Genomic DNA, 25,573 nt, shown 5'->3' with positions numbered 1-25,573 from the left:
GCGCGTATCGACCGACCGATCAGGAGAACCCCACATGTCCCACGATTCCGACGACAAGACCTTCCCGTACGAGAAGGACGACGCCGAGCTGCGCCGCCGGCTCACGCCGATGCAGTATGAAGTCACGCAGCATGCGGCGACCGAGCGCGCATTCACCGGCGAATACACCGACACCGAGGACGACGGCATCTACAAATGCGTCGTCTGCAGCACGCCGCTGTTCGAATCCGGTTCCAAGTTCCACTCGGGCTGCGGCTGGCCCAGCTACTTCAAGCCGCTCAACGGCGAGGTGATCGACGAAAAGGTCGACTACTCGCACGGGATGGTGCGCGTCGAGGTGCGCTGCAATCACTGCGGCGCGCATCTCGGCCACGTGTTCGAGGACGGCCCGCGCGACCAGACCGGTTTGCGGTACTGCATCAATTCGGCTGCGTTAAACTTCGAGTCCCGACCCGAAAACGAATGAGCGGCGCCGGACGGATCCGCGGGGCGGCCCTTGCCGCCGCCCGATCCGCTCCAGCGGTGCCTGGCGGGTCCCTACAACGGTGAAAGGCCGCGCAAGCGGCCTTTCACGCAGCTGCGAGCGCCATGAAATTCCTGTTCGATCTGTTTCCGATCATCCTGTTTTTTGCCGCCTTCAAGGTCTGGGGCATCTTTACCGCCACCGCCGTCGCGATCGTCGCGACGCTGGCCCAGGTCGCGTGGGTCGCCTTCCGGCACCGGAAGGTCGACACGATGCTGTGGGTCAGCCTCGGCGTGATCGTCGTTTTCGGTGGTGCCACCCTCGTCCTGCATGACGAGAAATTCATTCAATGGAAACCGACTGTGCTGTACTGGCTGTTTGCGATCGGGCTGCTCGCCGCGCGCTATGCGTTCGGCAACAACCTGATCGAGAAGATGATGGGCAAGCAGCTCACGCTGCCGCACCCCGTGTGGGACAAGCTGAACGTAGCGTGGGCGCTGTTCTTCGCGGTGCTCGGCGTCGCGAACCTGTACGTGGTGCACAACTTTACCGAATCGCAATGGGTGAACTTCAAGCTGTTCGGCACGACGGGAGCGATGGTCGTATTCATCATCCTGCAGAGCCTGTGGCTCACGAAATACCTGAAGGACGAATGACATGACGGACGCCTTTCTCCACGCGTCGCCCGACGAACGCATCGCGCTGATCGAAGCGCGCCTCACCGCCTCGCTCGCCCCGCTGTCGCTCACCGTGCGCGACGACAGCGCGCAGCACGCGGGCCACGCCGGCGCGGCCGCCGGCGGCCATTTCACGGTCACGATCGTGTCGGCCGCGTTCGCGGGCAAGCCGCGCGTCGCGCGGCACCGGCTGGTGTATGATGCGCTCGCTGATGCGATGCAGCGCGGCATTCACGCGCTCGCGATCGTGGCTTACACGCCCGAAGAATTCAACGAATCTTCAATCTAGTCTCATTAGGAATTCCCGATGATCCTGAAATCCCCCCGCCTGTGGGTCGCGGCGGCTGCTTTCGCAGCGGCACCGGCATTTGCCCAGAACATCGCCGTCGTCAACGGCACGCCGATTCCGAAGTCGCGCGCCGACGCGATGGTTGCTCAGCTCGTCCAGCAAGGCCAGACCGACAGCCCGCAACTGCAGCAGGCCGTGCGCCAGGAACTCGTGAACCGCGAAATCCTGATGCAGGAAGCGATCCGCGAAGGCATCCCGAACCGTCCGGACGTGAAGGCGCAGGTCGCCGTCGCGCAGCAGACCGTCGTGCTGCGCTCGATGATCGAGAGCTTCCTGAAGAAGAACCAGCCGACCGACGCCGAAGTGAAGGCGCGCTACGACGACCTCGTCAAGGGCGCCGGCGGCAATCGCGAATACCACCTGCACCACATCCTCGTCGAAAACGAGCAGCAGGCGAAGGACCTGATCGCGAAGATCAAGGCCGGCGCGAAGTTCGAGGATCTCGCGAAGCAGTACTCGAAGGATCCGGGTTCGGGCAAGAACGGCGGCGATCTCGACTGGTCCGACCCGAAGGCGTACGTGCCGGAATTCGCAGCGGCCGCGCAGAAGCTGCAAAAAGGCCAGATGACCGACGCGCCGGTGAAGACGCAGTTCGGCTGGCACATCATCCGTGTCGACGACATCCGCGACATCGCCCCGCCGCCGTTCGATCAGGTGAAGGCGCAGATCGCGCAGCAGCTCGTGCAGCAGAAGCTGCAGGCGTTCGAGGAAGGTCTGCGCCAGCAGGCAAAAATCCAGTAACGCCGGCGCTCGTCGCCCGTGCATCGAAAAGCCGCTCTTCGGAGCGGCTTTTTTATTGCCCGCGAACTGACTGCCGTCGCATCACGATGCACTGCGGCCCACCTCCGCCAAAAGAAAAAGGCCGCTCCGAAGAGCGGCCTTTCCCGTGTGCCGGATCGACTCGCGCTGCAAACTTGCGCTACGCGGGGTAGAACACGTCGTGATAGCGAACGTCACCCGCCGGCCGCGGCGCCGAATCGTCGAGCGACAGCGCGAGGAAATACTCGGGCGGCACGCCCGGAAACACGATGTCGCCGGATGGCGCAAAGCCAAAGCGCGTGTAGTACGCGGGTTCCCCGAGCAGGACGCAGCCGTGCGCGCCAAGCCGGCGCAACGCGTCGAGCCCCGTGCGCACCAGCCCCGCGCCGATGCTCTGCCGCTGGCAGTCGGGCAGTACCGCGAGCGGCGCCAGCCCGTACCAGCCCTGGCTGCCGGACGGTTCGCCGCCGATCGACACCGGCGAGAATGCAACGTGCCCGATCAGGCGGCCGTCGCGCTCCGCGACGAGCGAGACGCTCAACGCACCGTCCGCACGCAATGCTTCGACGATCCGCCGTTCGAACTGCCCGCCTTCCGGCTCGCCCGCGAACGCGGCGGCGATCACGCGGCCGATCGCGTCTGCCTCGCTCGCGCGCGCGTCGCGCAGCGTGACGACCTCGACCGGCGCGTTCGGGTCGAACATCATCCCGATCAGCCGATCCAGCGGCGCGCGTTGCGGAACACGCGCATCCACGGGCTCGCTTCACCCCAGCTTTCCGGGTGCCAGCTCATCGCGACCGTACGATGCACGCGCTCCATGTGCGGCATCAGCACCGAGAAGCGGCCGTCGGCCGTCGTGACCGACGTGATGCCGGCCGGCGAGCCGTTCGGGTTGAACGGATAGCGCTCGGTCGCTTCACCGCGGTGATCGACGAAACGCATCGAGACCGCGACGCGATCGATGTCGCCCTGCTGCGAGAAGTCCGCGTAGCCTTCGCCGTGCGCAACCGCGACCGGAATCCGCGAGCCTTCCATCCCCGCGAAGAAGATCGACGGCGACTTCTCCACTTCGACGAACGAGAAGCGCGCCTCGAACTGCTCGGACTTGTTGCGCGTGAACTTCGGCCACGCTTCCGCGCCCGGGATCATCGACGCAAGGCTCGACAGCATCTGGCAGCCGTTGCAGATGCCGAGCGCGAACGTGTCGGGACGCGCGAAGAATGCCGAGAACATGTCGGCGAGGTTCGCGTTGAAGCGGACCGTCTTCGCCCAGCCTTCGCCCGCGCCCAGCACGTCACCGTACGAGAAGCCGCCGCAGGCGACCGCACCCGCGAAATCGGCGAGCGTCGCACGGCCGGCGAGCAGGTCGCTCATGTGCACGTCGTGTGCATCGAAGCCCGCGCGATCGAACGCGTAGGCCGTTTCCAGATGCGAGTTCACGCCCTGCTCGCGCAGGATCGCGACGCGCGGCCGTGCGCCGGTCGCGATGAACGGCGCGGCGATGTCGTCGGCCGGATCGAAGCTCAGCACCGGCGAGATGCCCGGATCGGCCACGTCGAGCAGCGCGTCGTATTCGGCATCCGCACAGGCGGGGTTGTCGCGCAGGCGCGCGATGCGCCAGCTCACTTCGCTCCATGCACGATGGAGTTCGGTGCGCGGTGCGTCGAAGATCTTCTTCGCGTCGCGGTACACCTCGATCACGTCGCGATCGTTGACCGAGCCGATCACGTGCGAGCACGCCGACAGGCCGAATTCGCGCAGCGCGCCAAGCACCGCGTCACGGTCGGACGCACGCACCTGCACGACGGCGCCGAGTTCCTCGGAGAACAGCGCGCGCAGCGTGCGATCGTCGCGGCGGCCGCTCGTTTGCTTCGCCCAGTCCTTCGCGTCGCCGTAGTCGGATTCGTGATTCGGGTCGAGCGTCAGCATGTCGACGTTCAGCGACACGCCCGCGTGGCCCGCGAATGCCATTTCGCACACCGTCGCCCACAGGCCACCATCGGAGCGGTCGTGGTATGCGAGCAACTTGTCTTGCGCATTGAGCGACTGGATCGCGTTGAAGAAGCGCTTCAGGTCTTCCGCGTCGTCGACGTCCGGCGTCGTGTCGCCGACCTGCTGCGTGACCTGCGCGAAGATGCTGCCGCCCATCCGGTTCTTGCCGCGGCCGAGATCGATCGCGATCAGCACGCTGTCGCCTGCGTCGGCGATGCGGCGCAGTTGCGGCGTCAGGTGGCGGCGCACGTCCTCGACCGGCGCGAACGCGGAGATGATCAGCGACACCGGCGACACCACTTCCTTCGCGACGCCCTGCTCGTCCCACTTCGTCTTCATCGACAGCGAATCCTTGCCGACCGGGATGCCGATCCCGAGTGCCGGGCACAGCTCCATACCGATCGCCTTGACCGTGTCGAACAGCGCGGCGTCCTCGCCGGCCGTGCCGCATGCGGCCATCCAGTTCGCCGACAGCTTCAGCTTGTCGAGCGACGCAATCGGCGCGCTCGCGATGTTCGTGATCGCCTCGCCAACCGCCATGCGGCCCGATGCCGGCGCGTCGATCACCGCGAGCGGCGTGCGCTCGGCCATCGTCATCGCCTCGCCCTTGAAGCCCGCGTAGTCGAGCGCGGTGACCGCGCAGTCGGCCACCGGCACCTGCCACGGGCCGACCATCTGGTCGCGCACCGACGTACCGCCGACCGAACGGTCGCCGATCGTGATCAGGAACGACTTGCTGCCGACCGTCGGGTGCTTCAGCACGTCGACCGCCACTTCCGACAGCGCGATGCCCGTCACGTCGACCGGTGCGCGCTCGGTCGCCACGCGCGTGACGTCGCGATGCATGCGCGGCGGCTTGCCGAGCAGCACTTCCATCGGCATGTCGACCGGGTATTCGTCGGCGCCCGTCGCTTCGTCGTCGACGAGCTTCAGCTGGCGTTCGTCGGTCGCGACACCGACCACCGCGAACGGGCAGCGCTCACGTGCACAGATCGCCTCGAAGCGCGGCAGGTCGGCCGGCGCGATCGCCAGCACGTAGCGCTCCTGCGCTTCGTTCGACCAGATTTCGCGCGGCGACAGGCCGGATTCCTCGAGCGCGACCTTGCGCAGCTCGAAGCGCGCGCCCTTGCCCGCACCGTCGACGATCTCGGGGAACGCGTTCGACAGGCCGCCCGCGCCGACGTCGTGGATGCTCAGGATCGGGTTTTCCGCGCCGAGCTGCCAGCAGCCGTTGATCACTTCCTGGGCGCGACGCTCGATTTCGGGGTTGCCGCGCTGCACCGAGTCGAAGTCGAGTTCGGCCGTGTTCGCGCCGGTCGCCATCGAGCTCGCGGCGCCGCCGCCCATCCCGATCCGCATGCCGGGGCCGCCGATCTGGATCAGCAGCGAGCCTGCCGGCACGTCGTGCTTGTGCGTATGCTGGTCGGCGATGTTGCCGAGACCGCCCGCGATCATGATCGGCTTGTGATAGCCGTGCACCTTCCCGCCGACGTTCTGCTCGTACACGCGGAAATAGCCGCCGAGGTTCGGACGGCCGAATTCGTTGTTGAACGCGGCGCCGCCGAGCGGGCCGTCGATCATGATCTGCAGCGGCGACGCGATCCGGTCCGGACGGCCGTACGGGCCGTGCGCATCGTTCGGGTTGCGCTCGCCGACCGGCTGGGCCGCGTCGCGCGCGTTTTCCCACGACTGGCGTGCGTCGGGCAGATCGAGGTTCGATACGGTGAAGCCCGTGAGGCCGGCCTTCGGGCGCGCACCGCGGCCCGTCGCGCCTTCGTCGCGGATCTCGCCGCCCGCGCCGGTCGCCGCACCCGGGAACGGCGAAATCGCCGTCGGGTGGTTGTGCGTCTCGACCTTCATCAGCGTGTGCGTGAGCTCGGTGTGGCGGCCGTAGCGCTCGCCCGGCTCGCCGGCCGCGCCGGCATTGCGCGGGAACCAGCGCTCGGCTTCGGCGCCGACCATGATCGACGAGTTGTCCGAATACGCGACGATCGTGCCTTGCGGGTTCAGCTTCTCGGTGTTGCGGATCATCGCGAACAGCGACATGTCCTGCGCTTCGCCGTCGATCGTCCACTGCGCGTTGAAGATCTTGTGGCGGCAGTGCTCGCTGTTCGCCTGCGCGAACATCATCAGTTCCACGTCGGTCGGGTTGCGTTCGAGCTTGCGGAACGCGTCGACCAGGTAGTCGATCTCGTCGTCGGCGAGCGCGAGGCCCAGCTCGACGTTCGCGCGTTCGAGCGCGCCGCGGCCGACACCCAGCACGTCGACGCTCGCGAGCGGCTTGGCCGGCAGTTCGTCGAACAGGTGCTTCGCGTCGTCGCGTGCCGCGACCACGCTTTCGGTCATCCGGTCATGCAGCGCGGCCGCCACGGCAGCGCGCGCGTCGTCCGACAGCGCCTTCTTGCCGCCGAGCAGGCCCGACTTCAGCGTGACCGTGAACTCGACGCCGCGCTCGATGCGGCGCACCTGCGTGAGGCCGCAATGCTGCGCGATGTCGGTCGCCTTGCTCGCCCACGGCGAGACCGTGCCGAAGCGCGGCAGCACGACGAAGGTCTCGGCCGTGCCCTTCTCGGCCGCCGGCTCGAACGGCGCGCCGTAGTGCATCAGCGCGTCGATGCGGGCGCTGTCGTCGGCCGACAGCGGCTCGGCCGCATTGACGAAGTGCAGGAACTGCCCGCGCACCGCGACGATGTTGGCGTCGATTTGCCTGAGCGTGTCGAGCAGACGGGTTTGACGGAAATCGGAGAGGGCCGAAGCGCCGGGAAAACACGAGAAGTGAGCCATGGGCTGGACTGACGTCGATGAGTCGCGCGAGGTGGCGACGTGGGGCGAAAGGAAGGCCGTAATTATACCCGGAAGTCGGTCGCCCAAGACCGGCCTGTCGGTAGCATGCATGCACCGCAACGGTGCCGCGGGGTGCGACGCGTACGGCACGCCCGCCGGGCCGCCCCGCGCGGGCGCCGCAGCCGGCGGCCGTGGCGCGGCCGCACGGTCGGTGCTCGCCCGGCGCCGGTTCCCGTGATTTTGGCGCTATCATTCCGGGTTCACCGGGCCGGGGCCCTCAGCGAATTCTCACCGGGCGGCGCCTGCGCGCCGCCCGTCATCGAAGCAATCCATGGATGTCATCGTCATCGGCGGCGGAATCAGCGGCGTCGCCACCGCCTACCAGTTGCGCGCGGCCGGCCATCGCGTATGCGTGGTCGAACGCCACGCGACCGTCGCGCAGGGTGCAACCTACGGCGACGGCGGCGCACTGCTGCCGAGCCCGCTCGATGTCTGGTTCGGCCCGACCTTCATGCGCCAGCGCCAGCCGCGCGACAGCGGCATCGTCTACAAGCCGGGCTTCAACGGCGGCGTGCGCCGCTTCGTCAAGCAGCTCGGCACGCTGCGCGAACCCGACGCGTTCGCCGCCCAGTACGCGCGGCTGCGCCCGCTGATCGACGCGTCGCGCGACACGCTCGCCGACATCGAGACGCGCCTTGAACTCGAATTCGAGCAGAAGCCCGGCATCCTGCACGTCGTGCGCGATCCGCGCGACTGGGACGCGATGCAGCCCGCGCTCGACCTGCTGCGCACGCTCGACCAGCCTTACCGCCTGCTTTCCGCCGACGAATGCGCGGCGCTCGAGCCGTCGGTGCCGGCCGAGCCCGGCTTCGCCGGTGGCGTGCTGCTCGAGACCGAGCGCACCGGGAATTGCCCGCTGTTCGCGAAACTGGTCAAGCAGACCCTCGACGAGCACGGCGTGCAGTTCCGCTTCGGCGCGGAAGTCGCCGCGATCCGCGTCGACACCGGCCGCGCCGCGGTCGAGCTCGTCCCGCCCGGCGACCGGCGCGCGTCGAACGCACGCGAGGTCGACGTGATTTCCGCCGACGCGATCGTGGTCGCCGCCGGCGCCGGCAGCCTGCCGCTGCTCGACCGGCTCGGCTGGCGCCTGCCGCTGCACCCGGTGCGCGTCCACACCCTCACCGCGCCGGTCGCCTACGAAGAACACGCACCGCACCTGAACGTCATCGATTCGATCAAGCGGATCTCGATCACGCGCACCCACCAGCGGCTGCGCGTCGGCGGCGGCGCCGTGCTGCAGAGCCTGCCCGACACCGCGAAACCGCTCGCCGCGCCGCTGTCCGAGGCCGCGCTCGCGCTGCTCGGCCAGGCTGTCCACGACTGGGTGCCCGGTGCCGCGAAGATCTCGGCCGCGTTGTCGTGGCAAGGCACGCAGCTGTTGTCGCCGGACGGCCTGCCGGTCGTCGGTCCGACCCCGCATCCGCGCGTGTTCGTCAATTTCGGGCACGGCCCGGCCGGCTGGGGGCTCGCATGCGGCTCTGCTAAAGTGGTGACCGATTACCTCGGCGGCGACGTGCAGCACTGGCCCGCCGACACGCTCGCCGCCCTGCGCGCCGGGCGCTTCACGACCTGACCGCCGCGGGCTCGCCCCGGCGGCCTCCTTGCCAGCCGCCACGACCCCGCGATGACCGTCACCCGCCCGCTCCCCGATTCCGATCCGATCGCGCTGCTGCGCGTTGTCGACCTGCGCGCGGCCGAAGCCGCCGCCGCGGCGGCGCTGCCGCCGCATACGCTGATGGGCCGCGCCGGCGCCGCCGCCGCGCACTGGCTGTCCGAGCGCATGGCCGGCGACGACCGCCCCGTCTGGTTCGCGGTCGGCCCAGGCAACAATGGCGGCGATGCGCTGGTTGCCGCCGCACACCTGCAGCAACTCGGCGTCGCGACGCAGGCGTGGATGCCGGCGCCGGTGAAACCGGACGATGCGCAATGGGCGCTCGGCCTCGCGCGCGCAGCCGGCGTGCCGCTGTCGGCCACGCCGCCCGCTTCGCTGGACGACTATGTATGGATCGTCGACGGGCTGTTCGGCATCGGTCTGGGCCGTGCGCTCGACGGCGTATTCGCCGAGCAGGCCGCGCGCATCGCCGCGCATACGCGCAGCGGCGGCCGCGTGCTCGCGCTTGATGTGCCGAGCGGGCTCGACAGCGATACGGGCCAGATCGTCGGCGCGGGCGTCGCAGTCGCCGCCACGCACACGCTCACCTTCATCGGCGCGAAGCCGGGCCTCTACATGGGCGAAGGCCGCGATCTCGCGGGCGAGGTCGATGTCGCCTCGCTCGACGTCGCACCGCCCACCGCACCGGCCATCGTGCTGAACGATCCCGCGCGGTTCGCCGCCGCCCTGCCGGCGCGTGCATTCGCATCCCACAAGGGCACATTCGGCAGTCTCGCGGTGCTCGGCGGCGACACGGGCATGTGCGGGGCGCCGATCCTGGCAGCACGCGCGGCGCTGTTCGCGGGTGCCGGCAAGGTACACGTCGGCTTCCTCGGCGCTGGCGCGCCGCCGTACGACCCGCCGTTTCCCGAATTGATGCTGCATCCGGCCGACGGCCTCGATCTCGGCGCGATGACCGCGATCGCGGCCGGCTGCGGGCTGGGCACGCGCGAGGCCGCGGCGACACTCGTGCGCGACGTGCTTGCGCACGACGTCGCAACGCTGCTCGACGCAGACGCGCTGAACCTCGTCGCGACACATGCGGATCTCGCAGCCGCCGTCGCCACGCGCGGTGCGCGCGGCAATCCGTGCGTGCTGACGCCGCACCCGCTCGAGGCCGCGCGGCTGCTCGGCAGCGACACGGCGACGGTCCAGCGCGACCGCATCGCGGCCGCGCAGGCGCTCGCCGCGCGCCACTCGGCCATCGTCGTGCTGAAAGGCTCGGGCACGGTGATTGCGGCACCCGACGGCCGCGTGACGATCAACCCGACCGGCAATGCGGCGCTCGCCACCGGCGGCACCGGCGACGTGCTCGGCGGCCTGATCGGCGCGTTGCTCACGCAGCGCGTCGCGCCGTACGAGGCGGCGCTCGCGGGCGTTTACCTGCACGGCCTCGCGGCCGACACGCTGACCGCGCAGGGCACGGGCCCGGCCGGACTCACGGCCGGCGAACTCGCGCCGACGGTGCGCACGCTGATCAATCGCCTTTTTTACGCGTCGCCGCGCGCCGGCACATAACGCCGCTATACTGACTGCCCCGCCGCACGGCGGGCCCTCTCGTCCGCCGGCCTTCCGATCACGATGAGCCGGCGCGGCATTCCTCCCGATTCACGCTTCACTCGAACCGCCATGACGCTGAATTCGCTCCCCGCCTGGACTGCCCTTCAATCCCACTTCGAACAGATCCGCCACGCGCGGCTGCGCGACTGGTTCGCGCCGGAAAACGACCGCGCGCCGACCCGTGCCGAACGCTTCACGATTCCGGGCGGCGGCCTCGCGGCCGATTTCTCGAAGAACCGCATCAACGACGACACGCTGCGCCTGCTCGTGCAGCTCGCGCGCGACGCGGGTGTCGAAGCGCGCCGCGACGCGATGTTCGCGGGCGAGATCGTCAACCCGACCGAAGGTCGTGCCGCGCTGCACACGGCACTGCGCGCGACCGATCCGCACGCGCCGTTCCACGCACAGGTCAGCGCCGAGCGCGCGAAGATGGCGACCTTCGCGCGTGCCGTGCGCAGCGGCACGTGGACGGGCTACACCGGCAAGCGCATCCGTCACGTGATCAACATGGGCATCGGCGGCTCCGATCTCGGGCCGAAGATGGTCGTGCATGCGCTGCACCACGTCGCGACGCCTGAAATCTCCACGCACTTCGTGTCGAACGTCGACGGCGCCGATCTCGCGCGCGTGCTCGAACAGGTCGACCCGGAGGAAACGCTCGCGATCATCGTGTCGAAGACCTTCACGACGCTCGAGACGATGACGAACGCACGCTCGCTGCGCGACTGGTTCGTCGCGCGCGGCTGCCCCGAGGGCGCGCTTGCGAAGCACTTCGTCGGCGTATCGGCGAACCCGGCCGAAGTCGTGAAATTCGGCATCGCCGCGGAAAACGTGTTCGAAATGTGGGACTGGGTCGGCGGCCGCTATTCGCTGTGGTCGGCAGTCGGCCTGTCGATCATGATCGCGATCGGCCCCGAGCAGTTCGACGAGCTGCTGGCCGGCGCGAACGACATGGACCGTCATTTCCGCGAAGCGCCGCTCGAGCGCAACCTGCCCGTGCTGCTCGGCCTGATCGGTATCTGGTACCGGAATTTCTTCGGCTCGCAGAGCTATCTCGTCGCGCCGTATTCGGAAGCGCTGCATTACCTGCCGTCGTACCTGCAGCAGCTCGAAATGGAGAGCAACGGCAAATCCGCGCGCCTGGACGGCACCTTCGTCGATTACCCGACTTCCGCCGTCACGTGGGGCGAGCCGGGCACCAACGGCCAGCATGCGTTCTTCCAGATGCTGCACCAGGGGCCGACGATCGTGCCGATCGACTTCATCGCGGTGCTGACGCCCGAGCATCCGCTCGCGAGCCATCATCCGAAGCTTCTGGCGAACTGCTTCGCGCAGAGCGAGGCACTGATGCTCGGCCGCACGCTCGACGAAGCGCGCAAGGTCGCGGGTCCGGGCAACGAAGCGCTCGCGCCGCACCTGACATTCCCGGGCAACCGCCCGACGACGACGCTGCTCGTCGATGCGCTGACGCCGCGCACGCTCGGCGCACTGATCGCGCTGTACGAACACAAGGTGCTCGTGCAGGCAACGGTATGGGACATCAATCCGTTCGACCAGTGGGGCGTCGAGCTCGGCAAGATTCTCGGCAAGGTGGTGGAAGCCGACCTGTCGGCGGAGTCGGCCGATCCGGCGAAGCACGACTCGTCGACCACCGCGCTGATCGAGCGCGCCCGCGCGGCGCTGAAGCGTTGAAGCGCTGACGCAACGGCGTCATGCCGAAGCCGGCCGCTCGGCGCACGCTGCGCGGCCGGCAAAGAAATTCAGCCGTTGCGCTGCGCCGCGTGCGGCTCGACGATGCGCCCGGCGTCGATCGTCACCGTCGTCGCGCAGCGGCGTGCGAGTTCGACATCATGCGTGACGAGCACGAGCGTGGCACCGTGCGTGCGGTTCAGTTCGAACATCAGGTCGATGACCGCATGACCCGTGGCCGCATCGAGGCTGCCGGTCGGCTCGTCGGCAAACAGGATCCCCGGGCGCGTGACGAATGCGCGTGCAAGCGCGACACGCTGCTGCTCGCCCCCCGACAACAGCTTCGGATAATGCGCGGTGCGTTCGCCGAGACCGACCTGCACGAGCAGCGCCCGCGCACGATCGGCTGCGTCGCGTGCGCTGATGCCACCCTGCAGCTCGAGCGGCAACATCACGTTCTCGAGCGCCGTCAGGTGCGGCATCAACTGGAACGACTGGAACACGAACCCGACTGCGCCGTTGCGCAGCGCCGCGCGCGCATCCTCGTCGAGCTGGTCGAGTGCGCGACCGAGCAGGCGAACCGTGCCGCTCGTCGCGCTGTCCAACCCCGCAAGCAGGCCGAGCAGCGTCGACTTACCCGACCCTGACGCGCCGACGATCGCGAGGCTGCTGCCCGGCTGCACGGCGAGCGTGATGCCGTCGAGAATCGTCAGCTCGCCCGTTGCGTCGGCGACCCGCTTGCACACGTCATGGACTTCGATGATCGGATCGGTAATCTTGAACATGGACACGACATTTCGCTGGAAAAGACGCGCGGCGCTCGCCGCGCTGCTGGGCACCCTGCTGGCCGCCACCGTGCCGGCACGCGCCGCAACGACACCGGCCGCGACATCGGGCCAGCCCGTGATCGTCGTGCTCGGCGACAGCCTGTCGGCCGAATACGGGCTGCCGCGCGACACCGGCTGGGTGGCATTGCTGCGGCAACGGCTCACGACCGAGCGAATCGATTATAGCGTCGCGAACGCCAGCGTCAGCGGCGACACCACGAGCGGCGGCCGCGCGCGGCTGCCCGCGGTGCTGCAGCGGCTCAAGCCGTCGATCGTCGTCGTCGAGCTCGGTTCGAACGATGCGCTGCGCGGCGTGCCGCTCGCGACGACCGAGCAGAACCTGCGCGACATCATCGCCGGCGCACGGCAGGCGCGGGCGAAGGTCGTGCTGGTCGGCATGTATGTGCCGCCCAATTACGGCCCCGATTACACGCAGAAGTTCCACGCCGTCTATACGCGCCTGTCGAAGGATCTCGGCGTGCCGCTCGTGCCGTTCCTGCTGGCCGGCATCGAGAACAAGCCCGAGATGTTCCAGGCGGACCAGATGCATCCTGCGCGGCAGGCGCAGGGCGTTCTGCTCGACAACGTCTGGCCGGCGCTGAAACCGCTGCTCGGCAAGCCGCGCGGCTAACGGCGCCGCCTCGTCCCAAAACAAAAAGCCCCGCATGAAGCGGGGCTTTTTGTTGCGTGCGAAACGACGATCAGTTGCTGCCGTCCTGCGACTGGCTGGCCGTCGTGCCGTACAGCTTCACCTTCGAGCGATCGCGCAGCGCGGTGAGATACGCCTCGCCTTCGCTCTGTGCGTCGACCTGTGCCATCTGCTGCTGCGCGGCCGCCAGTTGCTGCGGATCGACCGCCGAACCCGGGATCACCGCATTCACGCGGTAGATCGCATAGCCGTCCGCGCCGAGATCGACACCGACGTAGGCCGGCAGCGTCTTCGCGTCGACCTTGTAGACGGCGCTCAGCGCAGCCGGCGTCAGGCCTTGCGATTGCGTGCGCGACACCTTCTGCGCAGCCGAGAACCCGTCAGCCGACTTCGACTTCTGCAGCTCGGCAAGCTTCGCCGCGCCGTCCTTCTTCGCGAGTTCCGCGGCCTGCTCGGCGACGACCTTCTGACGCACGACGTCCTTGATCGCGTCGAGCGCAGGCACGGCAGCCGGCTTGTAGTCGGTCACGCGCGCCGAGATCAGCGTGTTGTTGCCGATGTCGATCGCCTGCGTGTTGTTCTGGTTCTTCACCGAGTCGTTCGCGAACACGGCGGCCAGGAACTTCGGATTGTTCAGCGGGCTCGTCGGCGGCAGTTGCGGATTCGGCGTCGGCGTGACGGTGGCCGTCTGGATCGTCAGCTTGTACTTGTCCGCGGCCGGCTGCAGCGTCTTTGCCTTTTCGTACACGGTCGACGTGAAGCCTTCCGCGTTGTCCGTGAACGCCTTCGATGCGTACTGCTGCTTCAGGTCGACCGCGATCTGGTCCTTCACTTCCGCGAACGGCTTCACGGCCGCCGGCTTCACTTCGGTCGCCTTCAGGATGTGGAAGCCCAGATCCGACTGCACGACACCACTCACGTCGCCCTGCTTGAGCGCGAACGCGGCATCGTCGAACGCCTTGCCGCCCGCCGTCGAGCCGCGCGTGATGAAGCCGAGGTCGCCGCCCTTCGCGGCCGACGGTGCGTCCTGCGAGTCCTTCGCCGCGACCTGCGCGAACTGGTCCGGATGCGCCTTCACGTCGGCCAGTACCTGCTCGGCCTTCGTCTTCGCTGCAGCCTTGTCGGCTGCGCTTGCGCTGCCCGCCGCTGCGATGAAGATGTGGCTCACGCGCACCTGTGCTTCGGTGCGGAAGTGCGTCGGGTTGTCGTCGTAGAACTTCTTGATGTCCGCATCGGTCGGCTGCGCGCTCGCGGCCGCTGCGGCCGGCGAATAGACGAGGTACTGGATCGTCGCGGTCTCCGGCGTCGCGAAGCTCTGCTTGTGCGCGTCGTAGTACGCGGCGAGCTGCGCGTCGGTCGGCTGGATCTTCGCTGCGAAGTCGCTCGTCTTCAGCACGAGCGCCTGCACTTCGCGCTGCTGCGCGGCGAGTTCGGACAGGCGTTGCGCGAGGCTCTTCGGCGTGAACGCGCTCGACACGATGCTGGCCGGAATCTGCTGCAGCGACAGGCTGTAGCGCACGCGCTCCTGGTACTGCTCGGGCGTCATCCCCTGGAACGACAGCAGCTGCGCATAGCGCTCGACGTCGATCGTACCGTCGGGCTTCTTCAGCGACGCGATCATCGGGTCGCTCATCAGCGCGTCGCGCACGGCGTTGTCGGATGCGGTCAGGTGCAGACGCTGGGTTTCGTCTGCCAGCACGCGTTGCTGGATCAGGCCGTCGAGCACCTGCTTGCGGTGCTCGGGCGTATCGAACATCTTGATGTCGAACTGCCCGCCGAGCGCCTGACGCGCCTGGTCGATCTGCTGGCGGAACGCGCCGTCGAATTCGACCCGCGTGATCTTGTGCCCGTTGATTGCCGCGACGTTCGCGCTATCGTCGAAGAAGCCGCGGAAGCCTTGGATCCCGACGAAACCCAGCCCCGGCAACACGATCAGGAGCAGGAGCGCCATCATCAGGCGCTGGTGATTACGGAAGAAATCGAGCATGCGTGACGGGAAAATTGGACAAAACGACCGATATTACAACATACGGGGTGGGACGGGAGAAAAGCAGACGTGTTGCTGGCGAGTGCGACGAGACAACCGCGTGCGCAAAACGAAAATGCCCACACAGAGCGGGCACTTTCGTTTGTTTGGCGAAGCGAACGGACTCGCCTACATCCTGCAGGCCACGGTTGCGCTTGCACACGCAGCCCTTCGCGTGCCGCCGGAAACCACGCAGGCGGCTTCCCCCACTTTGCAGACTCGCCCCTGCCAGCGGGCGCAACCGGAAACACAAATGAAAAAGCCCGCACAAGGCGGGCTTCTTCATTTTCTGGCGGAGCGGACGGGACTCGAACCCGCGACCCCCGGCGTGACAGGCCGGTATTCTAACCGACTGAACTACCGCTCCTTGGTCTGGCTGAATCGTGAAACTGGTGGGTGCTGAGGGGTTCGAACCCCCGACCTACGCCTTGTAAGGGCGCCGCTCTACCAGCTGAGCTAAGCACCCGTTTCCGATTCGTTCTGGCTGCGATCTGCGTTTCGGCATCAACAACCAGCGAGCCCGCAAGTTTAATTCATCCCCGATCATTTTGCAAAGCCCTGACGCGAATTTTTTAAACGTTCGCGCACACGATTCGGCTACGCATAAAAAAACCCGCGGCAACGCCGCGGGTTTCGTGAACAACCGTCAGGAAGGACGGTGCCCCGATGCTCAGTGCTTGACGAATTCCGTCGAGCCGGCATCCTTCGTTGCATCAGCGACCGGTGCCGCCGCCTTCGCCTCTTCTTCCGGCGGCAGCGGGGTCGGCGAACGCTCGAGCGCGAGTTCCAGCACCTTGTCGATCCAGCGGACCGGCACGATCTCGATCGCGTTCTTCACGTTGTCCGGAATCTCGGCGAGATCCTTCACGTTCTCTTCCGGGATCAGCACGAGCTTGATGCCGCCGCGATGCGCTGCGAGCAGCTTCTCCTTCAGGCCGCCGATCGGCAGGACTTCACCACGCAGCGTGATTTCGCCCGTCATCGCGACATCGGCACGCACCGGGATACCCGTCAGCACCGATACCAGCGCGGTCGTCATCGCACCGCCGGCGGACGGACCGTCCTTCGGCGTCGCGCCTTCCGGCACGTGAATGTGGATGTCCTGCTTCTCGAACGCTTCGTCCTTGATACCGAGACGACGCGAACGCGAGCGCACGACCGAACGTGCCGCCTCGACCGACTCCTTCATCACGTCGCCGAGCGAACCCGTACGGATCACGTTGCCCTTGCCCGGCATCACCGCGGCTTCGATCGTCAGCAGATCGCCACCGACTTCCGTCCACGCGAGGCCCGTCACCTGACCGACCTGGTTTTCCTTCGCCGCGAGACCGAAGTCGTACTTGCGCACGCCGAGGAACGTGTCGAGGTTTTCGCCGTCGACCTTGATCGCGCCCGATGCCTTCTTCAGCAGCAGCATCTTCACGACCTTGCGGCAGATCTTCGACACTTCCCGCTCGAGCGAACGCACACCGGCTTCGCGCGTGTAATAGCGGATGATGTCGCGGATCGCCTGCTCGGCGACCTCGATCTCGCCTTCCTTCAGCCCGTTGTTCTTCTTCTGCTTCGGCAGCAGGTAACGCTGGGCGATGCTGACCTTCTCGTCTTCCGTGTAACCCGACAGACGGATCACTTCCATCCGGTCGAGCAGCGGCGGCGGGATGTTCAGCGAGTTCGACGTCGCGACGAACATCACGTCCGACAGGTCGAAGTCGACTTCGATGTAGTGGTCGGCGAACGTGTGGTTCTGTTCCGGATCGAGCACTTCGAGCAGCGCCGACGACGGATCGCCGCGGAAATCCATGCCCATCTTGTCGACTTCGTCGAGCAGGAAGAGCGGATTGCGCACGCCGACCTTCGTGAGGCTCTGCAGGATCTTGCCCGGCATCGAACCGATGTACGTACGGCGGTGGCCGCGAATCTCGGCCTCGTCACGCACGCCGCCGAGCGCCATCCGGACGAACTTGCGGTTCGTCGCGCGGGCGATCGACTGGCCGAGCGAGGTCTTGCCGACGCCCGGGGGCCCGACGAGACACAGGATCGGCGCCTTGACCTTGTCGACGCGCTGTTGCACCGCGAGATACTCGAGGATGCGTTCCTTCACCTTCTCGAGGCCGAAGTGATCCTCGTCGAGCACCTGCTCGGCGTTCGACAGGTCGTTGTTGACCTTGCTCTTCTTGCGCCACGGCAGGCCGATCAGCGTGTCGATGTAGTTGCGCACGACGGTCGCTTCCGCCGACATCGGCGACATCAGCTTCAGCTTCTTCAGCTCGGCGTCGGCCTTCTTCTTCGCTTCCTTCGGCATGCGCGCGGCGTTGATGCGCTTCTCGAGTTCCTCGAGATCGGCACCCTCTTCGCCTTCGCCCAGTTCCTTCTGGATCGCCTTGACCTGTTCGTTCAGGTAGTACTCGCGCTGGCTCTTTTCCATCTGGCGCTTCACGCGCCCGCGGATGCGCTTTTCGACCTGCAGGATGTCGATCTCGGCTTCGAGCTGCGCGAGCAGATGCTCGAGGCGCTCGATGACCGGGAACATCTCGAGGATGTGCTGCTTCTGGTCGAGTTTCAGCGGCAGGCGCTCGGCGATCATGTCGGCGAGGCGGCCTGCTTCGTCGATGCCCGACAGCGACGTGAGGATCTCCGGCGGGATCTTCTTGTTCAGCTTCACGTACTGGTCGAACTGCGACACGATCGCGCGGCGCAGCGCTTCCGTTTCAGCGCTGTCGGCGTGATCGGGTTCGAGCGGCAACACTTCGCAGGAAAATTGCGTTTCCTGCTCTTCGATCGACAACGCCTTCGCGCGCTGCAGGCCCTCGACGAGCACCTTCACGGTGCCGTCCGGCAGCTTCAGCATCTGCAGGATGTTGGCGATACAACCGACCTCGTACATGTCCTTTTCGGTCGGTTCGTCCTTGGCCGCGGTTTTCTGGGCGACGAGCATGATGTGCTTGCCGCCTTCCATCGCTGCTTCGAGGGCCTTGATCGATTTCGGCCGGCCCACGAAGAGCGGAATTACCATGTGCGGGAAAACGACGACGTCCCGCAGCGGCAGCAGCGGGAGCGTGATGCGTTCCGGCGGGAGAAGTTGGGTGCCTGACATTTCATTTCCCCATGAGTGGAATCAATTGTTCGGTAATTGAGGCCGCCACAACGAATTGCAAGCCTTCAAGTGCGGGAAATATTCGGTAAGAAAGTAACCACCGCGTTTCGAGTCAGAGTTACCCACAAGATAAACGAAAAAAAGCCGCCCACGGTCTCATGAACGGCCTTTTTCGCAGAACATCGTCGGCAAGCCGGTCAGTTCGAACCCGCCACCTTCGGCGTGTCCTCGTAGATCAGCAAAGGCTTGCCGTCGCCATCGATGACGTTCTCGTCGATGATGACTTTGCTGACCCCTTTCATCGTCGGCAGCTCGTACATCACATCGAGCAACGCCTGTTCGATGATCGAACGCAAACCGCGCGCGCCGGTCTTGCGGCGGATCGCCTTGCGGGCGACTGCCTGCAGTGCGCCCGGCCGGATCTCCAGCTCGACGCGCTCCATCGCGAACAGCTTGTGATACTGCTTGACGAGCGCGTTCTTCGGCTCGACCAGGATCTTCATCAGCGCGGCTTCATCGAGCTTGCCGAGCGTCGCGACCACCGGCAGGCGGCCGATCAATTCGGGGATCAGACCGAATTTGATCAGGTCTTCCGGCTCCGTTTCGCGCAGCACTTCGCCCGCGTCGCGTTCCTGCTTGCTCTTGACCGTCGCACCGAAACCGATACCGGTTTTCTCGGTACGGTCGGTAATCACCTTTTCGAGGCCGTCGAATGCACCGCCGCAGATGAACAGGATGTTGGTCGTGTCGACCTGGATGAAATCCTGGTTCGGGTGCTTGCGGCCGCCCTGCGGCGGCACCGACGCCATCGTGCCCTCGACGAGCTTCAGCAGTGCCTGCTGGACGCCCTCGCCCGACACGTCGCGCGTGATCGACGGGTTGTCCGACTTGCGGCTGATCTTGTCGATTTCGTCGATGTAGACGATCCCGCGCTGGGCCTTGTCGACCTCGTAGTTGCAGTTCTGCAACAGCTTCTGGATGATGTTCTCGACGTCCTCGCCGACGTAGCCGGCTTCGGTCAGCGTCGTCGCATCGGCGATCACGAACGGCACGTTGAGCAACCGCGCGAGCGTCTGCGCGAGCAGCGTCTTGCCGGAGCCCGTCGGGCCGATCAGCAGGATGTTGCTCTTCGACAGCTCGACGTCGTCCTTCTTGTCGAGATGCTTCAGGCGCTTGTAGTGGTTGTACACGGCCACCGCGAGGATTTTCTTCGCGCGCTCCTGGCCGATCACGTACTGATCGAGGATGTCGCGAATTTCCTGCGGGCTCGGCAGATCCGACCGGGACAGGCTGGCCTCGACGCCGGCGGCAGCCGCCTCGTCGCGAATGATTTCGTTGCAGAGGTCGATGCATTCATCGCAGATGAACACCGACGGGCCCGCAATGAGTTTTTTCACCTCATGCTGGCTCTTTCCGCAAAACGAGCAATACAACAGCTTCTCGCTGTTCGAACCTTTTTTGTCCGCCATGAATGTAGAGCCTCCGGACAGGTAAATGACATGATACGCCGAATGCTCCGAGCGCCGCGCCTAGGGCGCGACCGGAGCTGGCTGGATGCGCTTGCCGCAGATGCTCAGGGCGTTCGGGACGTCTCAGGGGCGCCGCACGAATCGGGGCGGCACCCCACTTAAGCTCACGGGCGCTTCAGCAGCACCTGATCGATCAGCCCGTACGCCTTCGCATCCTCGCTCGACATGAAGTTATCACGGTCGGTGTCGCGCGCGATGCGCTCGACGTCCTGGCCCGTGTGCTGCGCGAGCAACTGGTTCAGCCGCTCCTTCAGGTAGAGGATTTCGCGTGCCTGGATCTCGATGTCGGATGCCTGGCCGCGCGCGCCGCCGAGCGGCTGGTGAATCATCACGCGCGAGTTCGGCAGCGCGAAGCGCTTGCCCTTCGCACCCGACGCGAGCAGGAACGCCCCCATGCTGGCCGCGAGGCCCATGCACAGCGTCGATACGTCCGGCTTGATGAACTGCATCGTGTCGTAGATCGCCATGCCGGCCGACACCGACCCGCCCGGGCTGTTGATGTACAGGCTGATGTCCTTGTCGGGATTCTCGCTCTCGAGGAACAGCAGCTGCGCGACCACGAGGTTGGCGGTCTGGTCGTTCACTTCGCCGACCATGAACACCAGGCGCTCCTTCAGGAGACGCGAGTAGATATCGTACGAACGCTCGCCGCGGCCGCTCGTTTCGACGACGATCGGCACCAGCCCCAGCGCTTGCGCCTCGAAACCCTGCGGCGCGTTCGAAGCAAGCATGTCCAGCAATTCAGCGCGAGTGATCATTCAATGAACCTTGTTCGAATGGAAAATTGAACGGAAGGAAGCCGCCCGCTCAATCGCCATATTAATGGCAACCGTGCGCTTGACGTAAAAACGGCGTGCGGGCCGTCGCTCCGACAGCCGGCACGCCGCTAGAGCAACACTTACGCTTGCGCCGATGCGCTCGCGAGTGCTTCGAAGCTCACTTCCTTGTCCGTCACCTTCGCCTTGCCCAGCACGAAATCGACGACGTTGCTTTCAACGACGAACGCTTCCATCTCGGCGAGGCGCTGCTGGTTCGAATAATACCAGCGGACCACTTCCTTCGGGTCTTCGTAGCTCTTCGCGAACTCGTCGACTTCCGCGCGGATCTGTTCCGGCTTCGCTTCGAGGCCGTTCGACTTCACGAGCTCGGCCAGCACGAGGCCCAGCTTCACGCGGCGTTCTGCCTGCTCGGTGAACATTTCAGCCGGGATCGGTGCGTCCTTCGCGTTCGGCACGCCGCGCTGCGCCAGATCCTGGCGAGCCATTTCGACGAGGCGTTGCTGATCCTGCTCGATCAGCGCCTTCGGCACGTCGAGCTCGGAAATCTTCAGCAGCGCGTCCATCACCTGGTTCTTGACGATCGACTGCGTGCGGCGCTTCGCTTCACGCTCGAGGTTTTCCTTGATCTCGCCGCGCATCTTCGTGAGATCGCCGTCTTCGATGCCGAGCGACTTCGCGAATTCACCGTCGATTTCCGGCAGGTGCGGCCACTCGATCTTCTTCATCGTGACCGTGAATTGTGCCGTCTTACCCGCGACGTCCTTGCCGTGGTAGTCCTCCGGGAACGCCAGGTCGAACGTGCGCGATTCGCCGGCCTTCAGGCCCAGCGCTGCCGTTTCGAATTCCGGCAGCATGCGGCCTTCGCCGAGCACGAACGGGAAATCTTCAGCCGTGCCGCCCTGGAACGCGACGTCGTCGATCTTGCCGACGAAGTCGACCGTCACGCGGTCGCCGTTCTTCGCTTCGGTATCCGCGCCGCCGTCGCCGTGCTCGCCGGCTTCGCCACGTGCGTGGAAGTGCACGCGCTGCTTGCGCAGGATGTCCAGCGTGCGGTCGATTTCGGCGTCGCCGATCGACGTCGTCGAGCGCTCGACTTCAGCCGTCGCCAGATCGCCGATCTTCACTTCCGGGTACACCTCGAACGTCGCGTCGAACGCGTATGCACCTTCAGCCTGCTCCTGCTTCGGCTCGAAGCTCGGCTGGCCGGCGACGCGCAGGTTTTCCGCGCGGCTGATCGTGAAGAATTCCTGGCCGATCTTGTCGCTCAGCACTTCTGCTTCGACCTGACCCGCATACTGTTGCGCGACCATCTTCACCGGCACCTTGCCCGGGCGGAAACCCGGCATGCGCACGGTCTTCGCGAGTTTCTGGATACGGGCGTCGATTTCCTTCTGCACGGTGTCTTTCGGCAGGGAAATCGTCACGCGGCGTTCAAGCTTGCCGAGGTTCTCAACAACGTTAGCCATGGCTTCAATCGTCCTAAAATTATTCGAGCGAATCGGGTTTTCCTTGCCGTGCCTGCCTGCGGCGTGATGTGCGTCACATCCACTCGCCGCGCCGGAGCGCCACGCCATCCCTGCACGTGCCGGATGGCTAGCGCAAGCGGCTCGGAGCACGGCTTTGGCCGGAAGAATCGACTATTCTAGCAAACAATTTTCCTCACACCGCCAGATCGGCGCGACGCGCGTGCGTCTTCGCCGCCTCGACAGCCCTTTGCACGGCAATGCGCGCGGATCGCCGCTATGCCGCACGCCGTATCCACCACGGGCCCGCCATCCTGTAAGCTCCGATTGAGGATGCGCCGTCGTCGCGCCCCAGCATTCTTCACACCAAATCACGCCTTCCGGAGACACCATGCCGCAACACCCGTCCGCGCCTGTCGTCGTCATCGCGCCCGATTCGTTCAAAGGCTCGCTTTCCGCCGAGCAGGTCGCGGATGCGATCGCCACCGGCATCCGCCGCGCCCGGCCCGACGCCGTCGTGCGTTGCTGCCCGATGGCCGACGGCGGCGAAGGCACGCTCGATGCGATGCTGGCAGGCGGCGGCACGCGGCGCACGCTGCGGGTGGCCGGCGCGTCGCTCGCGGCACGCGACGCGGCGGTCGGCGTGATCGACGCGCGCACCGCGATCGTCGAGACGGCCGAGATCGTCGGCATTACGGATCCGGTCGGCATGAGCGTGCCGGTCGACGCGCGCAGCACCCGCGGGATGGGCGAGGCGATCCGCACGCTGCTCGACGAGGGCGTACGCCGCTTCTTCGTCGCGCTCGGCGGCAGCAGCACCAACGATGCGGGCGCCGGGCTGCTCGCGGGCCTCGGCCTGCAGTGCTTCGACGCGGGCGGCCAACCGGTCGAACCGGTGCCGTCGCGGCTCGCCGACATCGCACGCATCGACGCGGCGGGGCTCGACCCGCGCCTGAAGGAAACCGAATTCATCGGCATGTCCGACGTCGACAACCCGCTGACGGGCGCGCACGGCGCGACCGCCGTGTTCGGCCCGCAAAAGGGCGTGACGCCCGAGCAGGTCGCGACCCTCGACGCTGCCCTTGCCCGCTTCGCCGACCTGCTCGAAACCGCGCTCGACCGCCGCAGCCGCGACCTGCCTGGCGCCGGCGCCGCGGGCGGCCTCGGTTTCGCGCTGCACATGCTCGGCGCACAGTTCGAAGCAGGCGCCGAAGTGGTTGCGCGGCAAGTCGGGCTCGATGCCGCGCTCGCCGGCGCAGACTGGCTGATCACCGGCGAAGGCCGCTCCGACGTGCAGACGCTGCACGGCAAGGCGCCGTTCATCGCATGCCGCCACGCGCAGGCCGCGGGCGTGCCCGCGTCGCTGCTGTCCGGCGCGGTCGACCCGGCCGCGCTGCCGCGCCTGTCCGAACATTTTTCCGGCTGCTTCTCGCCTGCTCCCGGGCCGATCACGCTCGACGTCGCGATCCGCGACGCGGCCAATCTGCTCGCGAACGAAGCGGAGCAATTGACACGCCTGAAGTACGGCGCACACTGACCGTTGACCCGAGCGCGCGATACAGGAACAATCGGGCCCGCCCTTTTTCTTCAGGATTCGACATGAAAGGCCGTCAAGCCGGGCTCGATCAGTTTCTGACCTATCGCCTCCACGCGCTCACGAAGCGATCCGACCGCGGGATCGGCGAGGTGTACCGGCACAAGCTCGACATCTCGCTGCCCGAGGCGCGCGTGATCGCGGCCGTCGGCGCCTTCGGCCCGTTCTCGATCATGGATCTCGCGCGCCACACCAATCTCGACAAGAGCCAGGCGAGCCGGGCGGCCGAGGCGCTGCTGCGCCAGGGGCTGCTCGAACGCAGTGCGAGCGAGGAGGATGGCCGGATCGTGCTGATCGCGCTGACCGCCGACGGCCGCGCGCTGCATCGCAAGATCATGCCGATCGTGCGCAAATGGAACGACGGCTTGCTTGCGTGCCTGTCCGACAGCGAACGCCAGACGTTCGAGCGGCTGCTCGACAAGGTCGTCGCGCACGCGACCGAGCGGGACGACTGAGCGGCATCGCGGGCACGGCGCCCGCAGTATTGATCCGATGAATTCGACGGGCCGCCCCGGTCGCCTCGCCGGCGACGCGGGCGGCCCGCTTTGCGTCATGCGTTGCGCACTGCAAGCGGATTGCAACGCGTCGCCTCACCGGCATCGCGCATGCAGCGGCACCGCCCGCGCTACAGCCCGCTGTTCGTCGCGCGCTGACGCAGCAGCCCGAGCACCGCGTCGCAATACGGGGTCGGCACACCGAGCTTGCGCCCGAGTTCCGGAAACACGCCGAGGATCGGCCCGATCTCGAGCGCGCGCCCCGCTTCGAAATCCTGCAGCATCGACGTCTTGAACGCGCCGAGCTTGCGCGTGACCGCGATCCGCTCGGGCCCGCTCATCCCCGTCGACAGGCCGAGCTTCGCACCAATCGCGGCCGCCTCCTCCATCATCCGCAGCGCGAGATTCTGCGTGAACGGATCGTCGAGCAACTGCTCGGCCGTCGACCCCGTCAGCGCGCTCAGCGGATTCATGTTCATGTTGCCCCACAGCTTCGTCCAGATCTCGGTCCGGATCGCGGGCGTCGACTCGACGTCGAAACCGCCCGCCGCGAGCGCCGCGGCGAACCGGGCGGTGGCCGTGTCGAGCCGTGCATCGGGCGCACCGACGATCAGCCGGTTGCCGCGCCCGCGGCGCACGACGCCCGGCGCGTCGGTACTCGACGACAGGTGCACGACGCAACCGATCGCCTGCGCGGGCGGCAACGCCGCCGACACCGCACCCGCCGGATCGACCGCATCGAGCGGCACGCCGTCGAGCGCGCCTTCGAGCCCGTGCGTGAACCACCACGGCAGCCCGTTCATCGCCGCTACGATCACCGTATCCGGCCCGACCAGCGGCGCAATGCGCGCGGCCAGCGCCGGCAGCGCCTGCGCCTTCAGCGCGATCACCACGTAGTCCTGCACGCCGAGCGCGGCCGCATCGTCGCTCGCCCGCACCGGAACCGACGATGTCGCACCCGCCTCGTCGATCACGCGCACGCCGTGCGCACTCAGCGCGTCGAGCGTCGCGCCGCGCGCGTACGCGCTCACGGTCATGCCGGCTCGCGACAGCGCAGCCGCAAGCAACCCGCCGATCGCGCCAACCCCGACCACCGCCGCGCGCACCGACCCTGAATTCGTGTCGTTCATGATG

General features: G+C 66.8%; 19 protein-coding genes and 2 tRNA genes. 10 read left to right on the top strand and 11 right to left on the bottom strand.

The genetic code is table 11. The features are described from left to right. Nucleotides 1-34: 34 nt before the first annotated feature. The 4 genes from msrB (at nt 35) to BCO18175_RS05035 (ending at nt 2,230) form a co-directional block, all read left to right on the top strand. Nucleotides 35-466 carry a peptide-methionine (R)-S-oxide reductase MsrB gene (gene msrB, locus BCO18175_RS05050; RefSeq protein ID WP_011352349.1) on the top strand — a complete coding sequence of 144 codons (432 nt, stop codon included), beginning with the start codon at nt 35-37 and terminating at the stop codon, nt 464-466. Between the two features lie 122 nt (nt 467-588). Beyond that, complete coding sequence (locus tag BCO18175_RS05045) at nt 589-1,119, top strand: septation protein A (RefSeq protein ID WP_011352350.1); 531 nt, start codon at nt 589-591, stop codon at nt 1,117-1,119. A 1-nt stretch (nt 1,120) separates the two neighbouring features. Continuing rightward, complete coding sequence (locus BCO18175_RS05040; RefSeq protein WP_059532602.1) at nt 1,121-1,429, top strand: BolA family protein; 309 nt, start codon at nt 1,121-1,123, stop codon at nt 1,427-1,429. Between the two features lie 18 nt (nt 1,430-1,447). Beyond that, complete coding sequence (locus tag BCO18175_RS05035) at nt 1,448-2,230, top strand: peptidylprolyl isomerase (protein ID WP_174979767.1); 783 nt, start codon at nt 1,448-1,450, stop codon at nt 2,228-2,230. Nucleotides 2,231-2,408: 178 nt separating this feature from the next. On the opposite strand, the gene BCO18175_RS05030 is transcribed toward BCO18175_RS05035, so the two are convergent. Both BCO18175_RS05030 and purL read right to left on the bottom strand, forming a co-directional pair. Further along, nucleotides 2,409-2,954, bottom strand: a complete 546-nt coding sequence (locus tag BCO18175_RS05030) for a GNAT family N-acetyltransferase (protein ID WP_174980105.1) — start codon at nt 2,952-2,954, stop codon at nt 2,409-2,411. A gap of 5 nt (nt 2,955-2,959) precedes the next feature. Continuing rightward, nucleotides 2,960-7,024: a phosphoribosylformylglycinamidine synthase gene (purL, locus tag BCO18175_RS05025; protein WP_174979765.1), complete on the bottom strand. Its 4,065-nt coding sequence runs from the start codon at nt 7,022-7,024 to the stop codon at nt 2,960-2,962. Between the two features lie 331 nt (nt 7,025-7,355). On the opposite strand from purL, the gene BCO18175_RS05020 reads away from it, so the two are divergent. From BCO18175_RS05020 to pgi, 3 genes are all read left to right on the top strand, one after another. After that, nucleotides 7,356-8,657 (top strand): FAD-dependent oxidoreductase, encoded by a 1,302-nt coding sequence (locus BCO18175_RS05020; protein ID WP_174914680.1) that lies wholly within the window; start codon nt 7,356-7,358, stop codon nt 8,655-8,657. Nucleotides 8,658-8,708: 51 nt separating this feature from the next. Next, the gene (locus BCO18175_RS05015; RefSeq protein ID WP_174979763.1) at nt 8,709-10,253 is read left to right on the top strand and encodes an NAD(P)H-hydrate dehydratase; all 1,545 of its coding nucleotides are present in this window, start codon (nt 8,709-8,711) and stop codon (nt 10,251-10,253) included. Nucleotides 10,254-10,364: 111 nt separating this feature from the next. Then, the gene (gene pgi / locus BCO18175_RS05010; RefSeq protein WP_174979761.1) at nt 10,365-11,987 is read left to right on the top strand and encodes a glucose-6-phosphate isomerase; all 1,623 of its coding nucleotides are present in this window, start codon (nt 10,365-10,367) and stop codon (nt 11,985-11,987) included. Between the two features lie 68 nt (nt 11,988-12,055). Here pgi and BCO18175_RS05005 read toward each other — a convergent pair whose 3' ends face one another. Then, nucleotides 12,056-12,769, bottom strand: a complete 714-nt coding sequence (locus BCO18175_RS05005) for an ABC transporter ATP-binding protein (protein ID WP_174979760.1) — start codon at nt 12,767-12,769, stop codon at nt 12,056-12,058. Between BCO18175_RS05005 and BCO18175_RS05000 the strand changes: the two genes are divergently transcribed. Further along, nucleotides 12,768-13,442, top strand: a complete 675-nt coding sequence (locus tag BCO18175_RS05000; protein WP_174967429.1) for an arylesterase — start codon at nt 12,768-12,770, stop codon at nt 13,440-13,442. The two genes, BCO18175_RS05005 and BCO18175_RS05000, sit on opposite strands and share 2 nt — an antisense overlap. A gap of 70 nt (nt 13,443-13,512) precedes the next feature. Here BCO18175_RS05000 and BCO18175_RS04995 read toward each other — a convergent pair whose 3' ends face one another. From BCO18175_RS04995 to tig, 7 genes are all read right to left on the bottom strand, one after another. Next, complete coding sequence (locus BCO18175_RS04995) at nt 13,513-15,447, bottom strand: SurA N-terminal domain-containing protein (RefSeq protein WP_174979758.1); 1,935 nt, start codon at nt 15,445-15,447, stop codon at nt 13,513-13,515. Between the two features lie 329 nt (nt 15,448-15,776). Then, a tRNA-Asp gene (locus BCO18175_RS04990) sits at nt 15,777-15,853 on the bottom strand. Nucleotides 15,854-15,876: 23 nt separating this feature from the next. Next, nucleotides 15,877-15,952, bottom strand: a tRNA-Val gene (locus BCO18175_RS04985). A gap of 204 nt (nt 15,953-16,156) precedes the next feature. Continuing rightward, nucleotides 16,157-18,580: an endopeptidase La gene (lon, locus tag BCO18175_RS04980; RefSeq protein WP_174979757.1), complete on the bottom strand. Its 2,424-nt coding sequence runs from the start codon at nt 18,578-18,580 to the stop codon at nt 16,157-16,159. Between the two features lie 197 nt (nt 18,581-18,777). Then, the gene (gene clpX, locus BCO18175_RS04975) at nt 18,778-20,049 is read right to left on the bottom strand and encodes an ATP-dependent Clp protease ATP-binding subunit ClpX (protein ID WP_006489345.1); all 1,272 of its coding nucleotides are present in this window, start codon (nt 20,047-20,049) and stop codon (nt 18,778-18,780) included. A gap of 164 nt (nt 20,050-20,213) precedes the next feature. Then, the gene (gene clpP / locus BCO18175_RS04970; RefSeq protein ID WP_010092137.1) at nt 20,214-20,867 is read right to left on the bottom strand and encodes an ATP-dependent Clp endopeptidase proteolytic subunit ClpP; all 654 of its coding nucleotides are present in this window, start codon (nt 20,865-20,867) and stop codon (nt 20,214-20,216) included. A 140-nt stretch (nt 20,868-21,007) separates the two neighbouring features. Beyond that, nucleotides 21,008-22,354 carry a trigger factor gene (gene tig / locus BCO18175_RS04965; protein ID WP_174979755.1) on the bottom strand — a complete coding sequence of 449 codons (1,347 nt, stop codon included), beginning with the start codon at nt 22,352-22,354 and terminating at the stop codon, nt 21,008-21,010. A 388-nt stretch (nt 22,355-22,742) separates the two neighbouring features. Here tig and BCO18175_RS04960 point away from each other — a divergent pair, with 388 nt between their 5' ends. Together BCO18175_RS04960 and BCO18175_RS04955 are read left to right on the top strand one after the other, a co-directional pair. Next, entirely contained in the window at nt 22,743-23,888 is a 1,146-nt protein-coding gene (locus tag BCO18175_RS04960; RefSeq protein ID WP_174979753.1) for a glycerate kinase, read from the top strand. A gap of 62 nt (nt 23,889-23,950) precedes the next feature. Further along, nucleotides 23,951-24,400, top strand: coding sequence for a MarR family winged helix-turn-helix transcriptional regulator (locus BCO18175_RS04955; protein WP_039367176.1), 450 nt, complete (start codon nt 23,951-23,953; stop codon nt 24,398-24,400). Between the two features lie 170 nt (nt 24,401-24,570). Here BCO18175_RS04955 and BCO18175_RS04950 read toward each other — a convergent pair whose 3' ends face one another. Continuing rightward, nucleotides 24,571-25,569: a 2-dehydropantoate 2-reductase gene (locus BCO18175_RS04950; protein WP_174979752.1), complete on the bottom strand. Its 999-nt coding sequence runs from the start codon at nt 25,567-25,569 to the stop codon at nt 24,571-24,573. Nucleotides 25,570-25,573: the final 4 nt, after the last annotated feature.

Origin of the sequence: Burkholderia lata (assembly GCF_902499335.1) — a bacterium.
In the GTDB taxonomy this organism is placed as follows: domain Bacteria; phylum Pseudomonadota; class Gammaproteobacteria; order Burkholderiales; family Burkholderiaceae; genus Burkholderia; species Burkholderia lata_B.
This window is presented reverse-complemented; position numbering and strand designations above follow the sequence as displayed.

What these genes read in the sequence shown, in the direction of transcription:
- purL (WP_174979765.1), bottom strand. Translation starts at nt 7,024, where the DNA reads ATGGCTCACTTCTCGTGTTTTCCCGGCGCTTCGGCCCTCTCCGATTTC.
- BCO18175_RS05000 (WP_174967429.1), top strand. Translation starts at nt 12,768, where the DNA reads ATGGACACGACATTTCGCTGGAAAAGACGCGCGGCGCTCGCCGCGCTG.
- BCO18175_RS04995 (WP_174979758.1), bottom strand. Translation starts at nt 15,447, where the DNA reads ATGCTCGATTTCTTCCGTAATCACCAGCGCCTGATGATGGCGCTCCTG.
- BCO18175_RS05005 (WP_174979760.1), bottom strand. Translation starts at nt 12,769, where the DNA reads ATGTTCAAGATTACCGATCCGATCATCGAAGTCCATGACGTGTGCAAG.
- BCO18175_RS05045 (WP_011352350.1), top strand. Translation starts at nt 589, where the DNA reads ATGAAATTCCTGTTCGATCTGTTTCCGATCATCCTGTTTTTTGCCGCC.
- BCO18175_RS05035 (WP_174979767.1), top strand. Translation starts at nt 1,448, where the DNA reads ATGATCCTGAAATCCCCCCGCCTGTGGGTCGCGGCGGCTGCTTTCGCA.
- clpX (WP_006489345.1), bottom strand. Translation starts at nt 20,049, where the DNA reads ATGGCGGACAAAAAAGGTTCGAACAGCGAGAAGCTGTTGTATTGCTCG.
- BCO18175_RS05030 (WP_174980105.1), bottom strand. Translation starts at nt 2,954, where the DNA reads ATGATGTTCGACCCGAACGCGCCGGTCGAGGTCGTCACGCTGCGCGAC.
- tig (WP_174979755.1), bottom strand. Translation starts at nt 22,354, where the DNA reads ATGGCTAACGTTGTTGAGAACCTCGGCAAGCTTGAACGCCGCGTGACG.
- msrB (WP_011352349.1), top strand. Translation starts at nt 35, where the DNA reads ATGTCCCACGATTCCGACGACAAGACCTTCCCGTACGAGAAGGACGAC.
- BCO18175_RS04960 (WP_174979753.1), top strand. Translation starts at nt 22,743, where the DNA reads ATGCCGCAACACCCGTCCGCGCCTGTCGTCGTCATCGCGCCCGATTCG.
- BCO18175_RS04950 (WP_174979752.1), bottom strand. Translation starts at nt 25,569, where the DNA reads ATGAACGACACGAATTCAGGGTCGGTGCGCGCGGCGGTGGTCGGGGTT.
- BCO18175_RS05020 (WP_174914680.1), top strand. Translation starts at nt 7,356, where the DNA reads ATGGATGTCATCGTCATCGGCGGCGGAATCAGCGGCGTCGCCACCGCC.
- BCO18175_RS05015 (WP_174979763.1), top strand. Translation starts at nt 8,709, where the DNA reads ATGACCGTCACCCGCCCGCTCCCCGATTCCGATCCGATCGCGCTGCTG.
- lon (WP_174979757.1), bottom strand. Translation starts at nt 18,580, where the DNA reads ATGTCAGGCACCCAACTTCTCCCGCCGGAACGCATCACGCTCCCGCTG.
- BCO18175_RS05040 (WP_059532602.1), top strand. Translation starts at nt 1,121, where the DNA reads ATGACGGACGCCTTTCTCCACGCGTCGCCCGACGAACGCATCGCGCTG.
- BCO18175_RS04955 (WP_039367176.1), top strand. Translation starts at nt 23,951, where the DNA reads ATGAAAGGCCGTCAAGCCGGGCTCGATCAGTTTCTGACCTATCGCCTC.
- pgi (WP_174979761.1), top strand. Translation starts at nt 10,365, where the DNA reads ATGACGCTGAATTCGCTCCCCGCCTGGACTGCCCTTCAATCCCACTTC.
- clpP (WP_010092137.1), bottom strand. Translation starts at nt 20,867, where the DNA reads ATGATCACTCGCGCTGAATTGCTGGACATGCTTGCTTCGAACGCGCCG.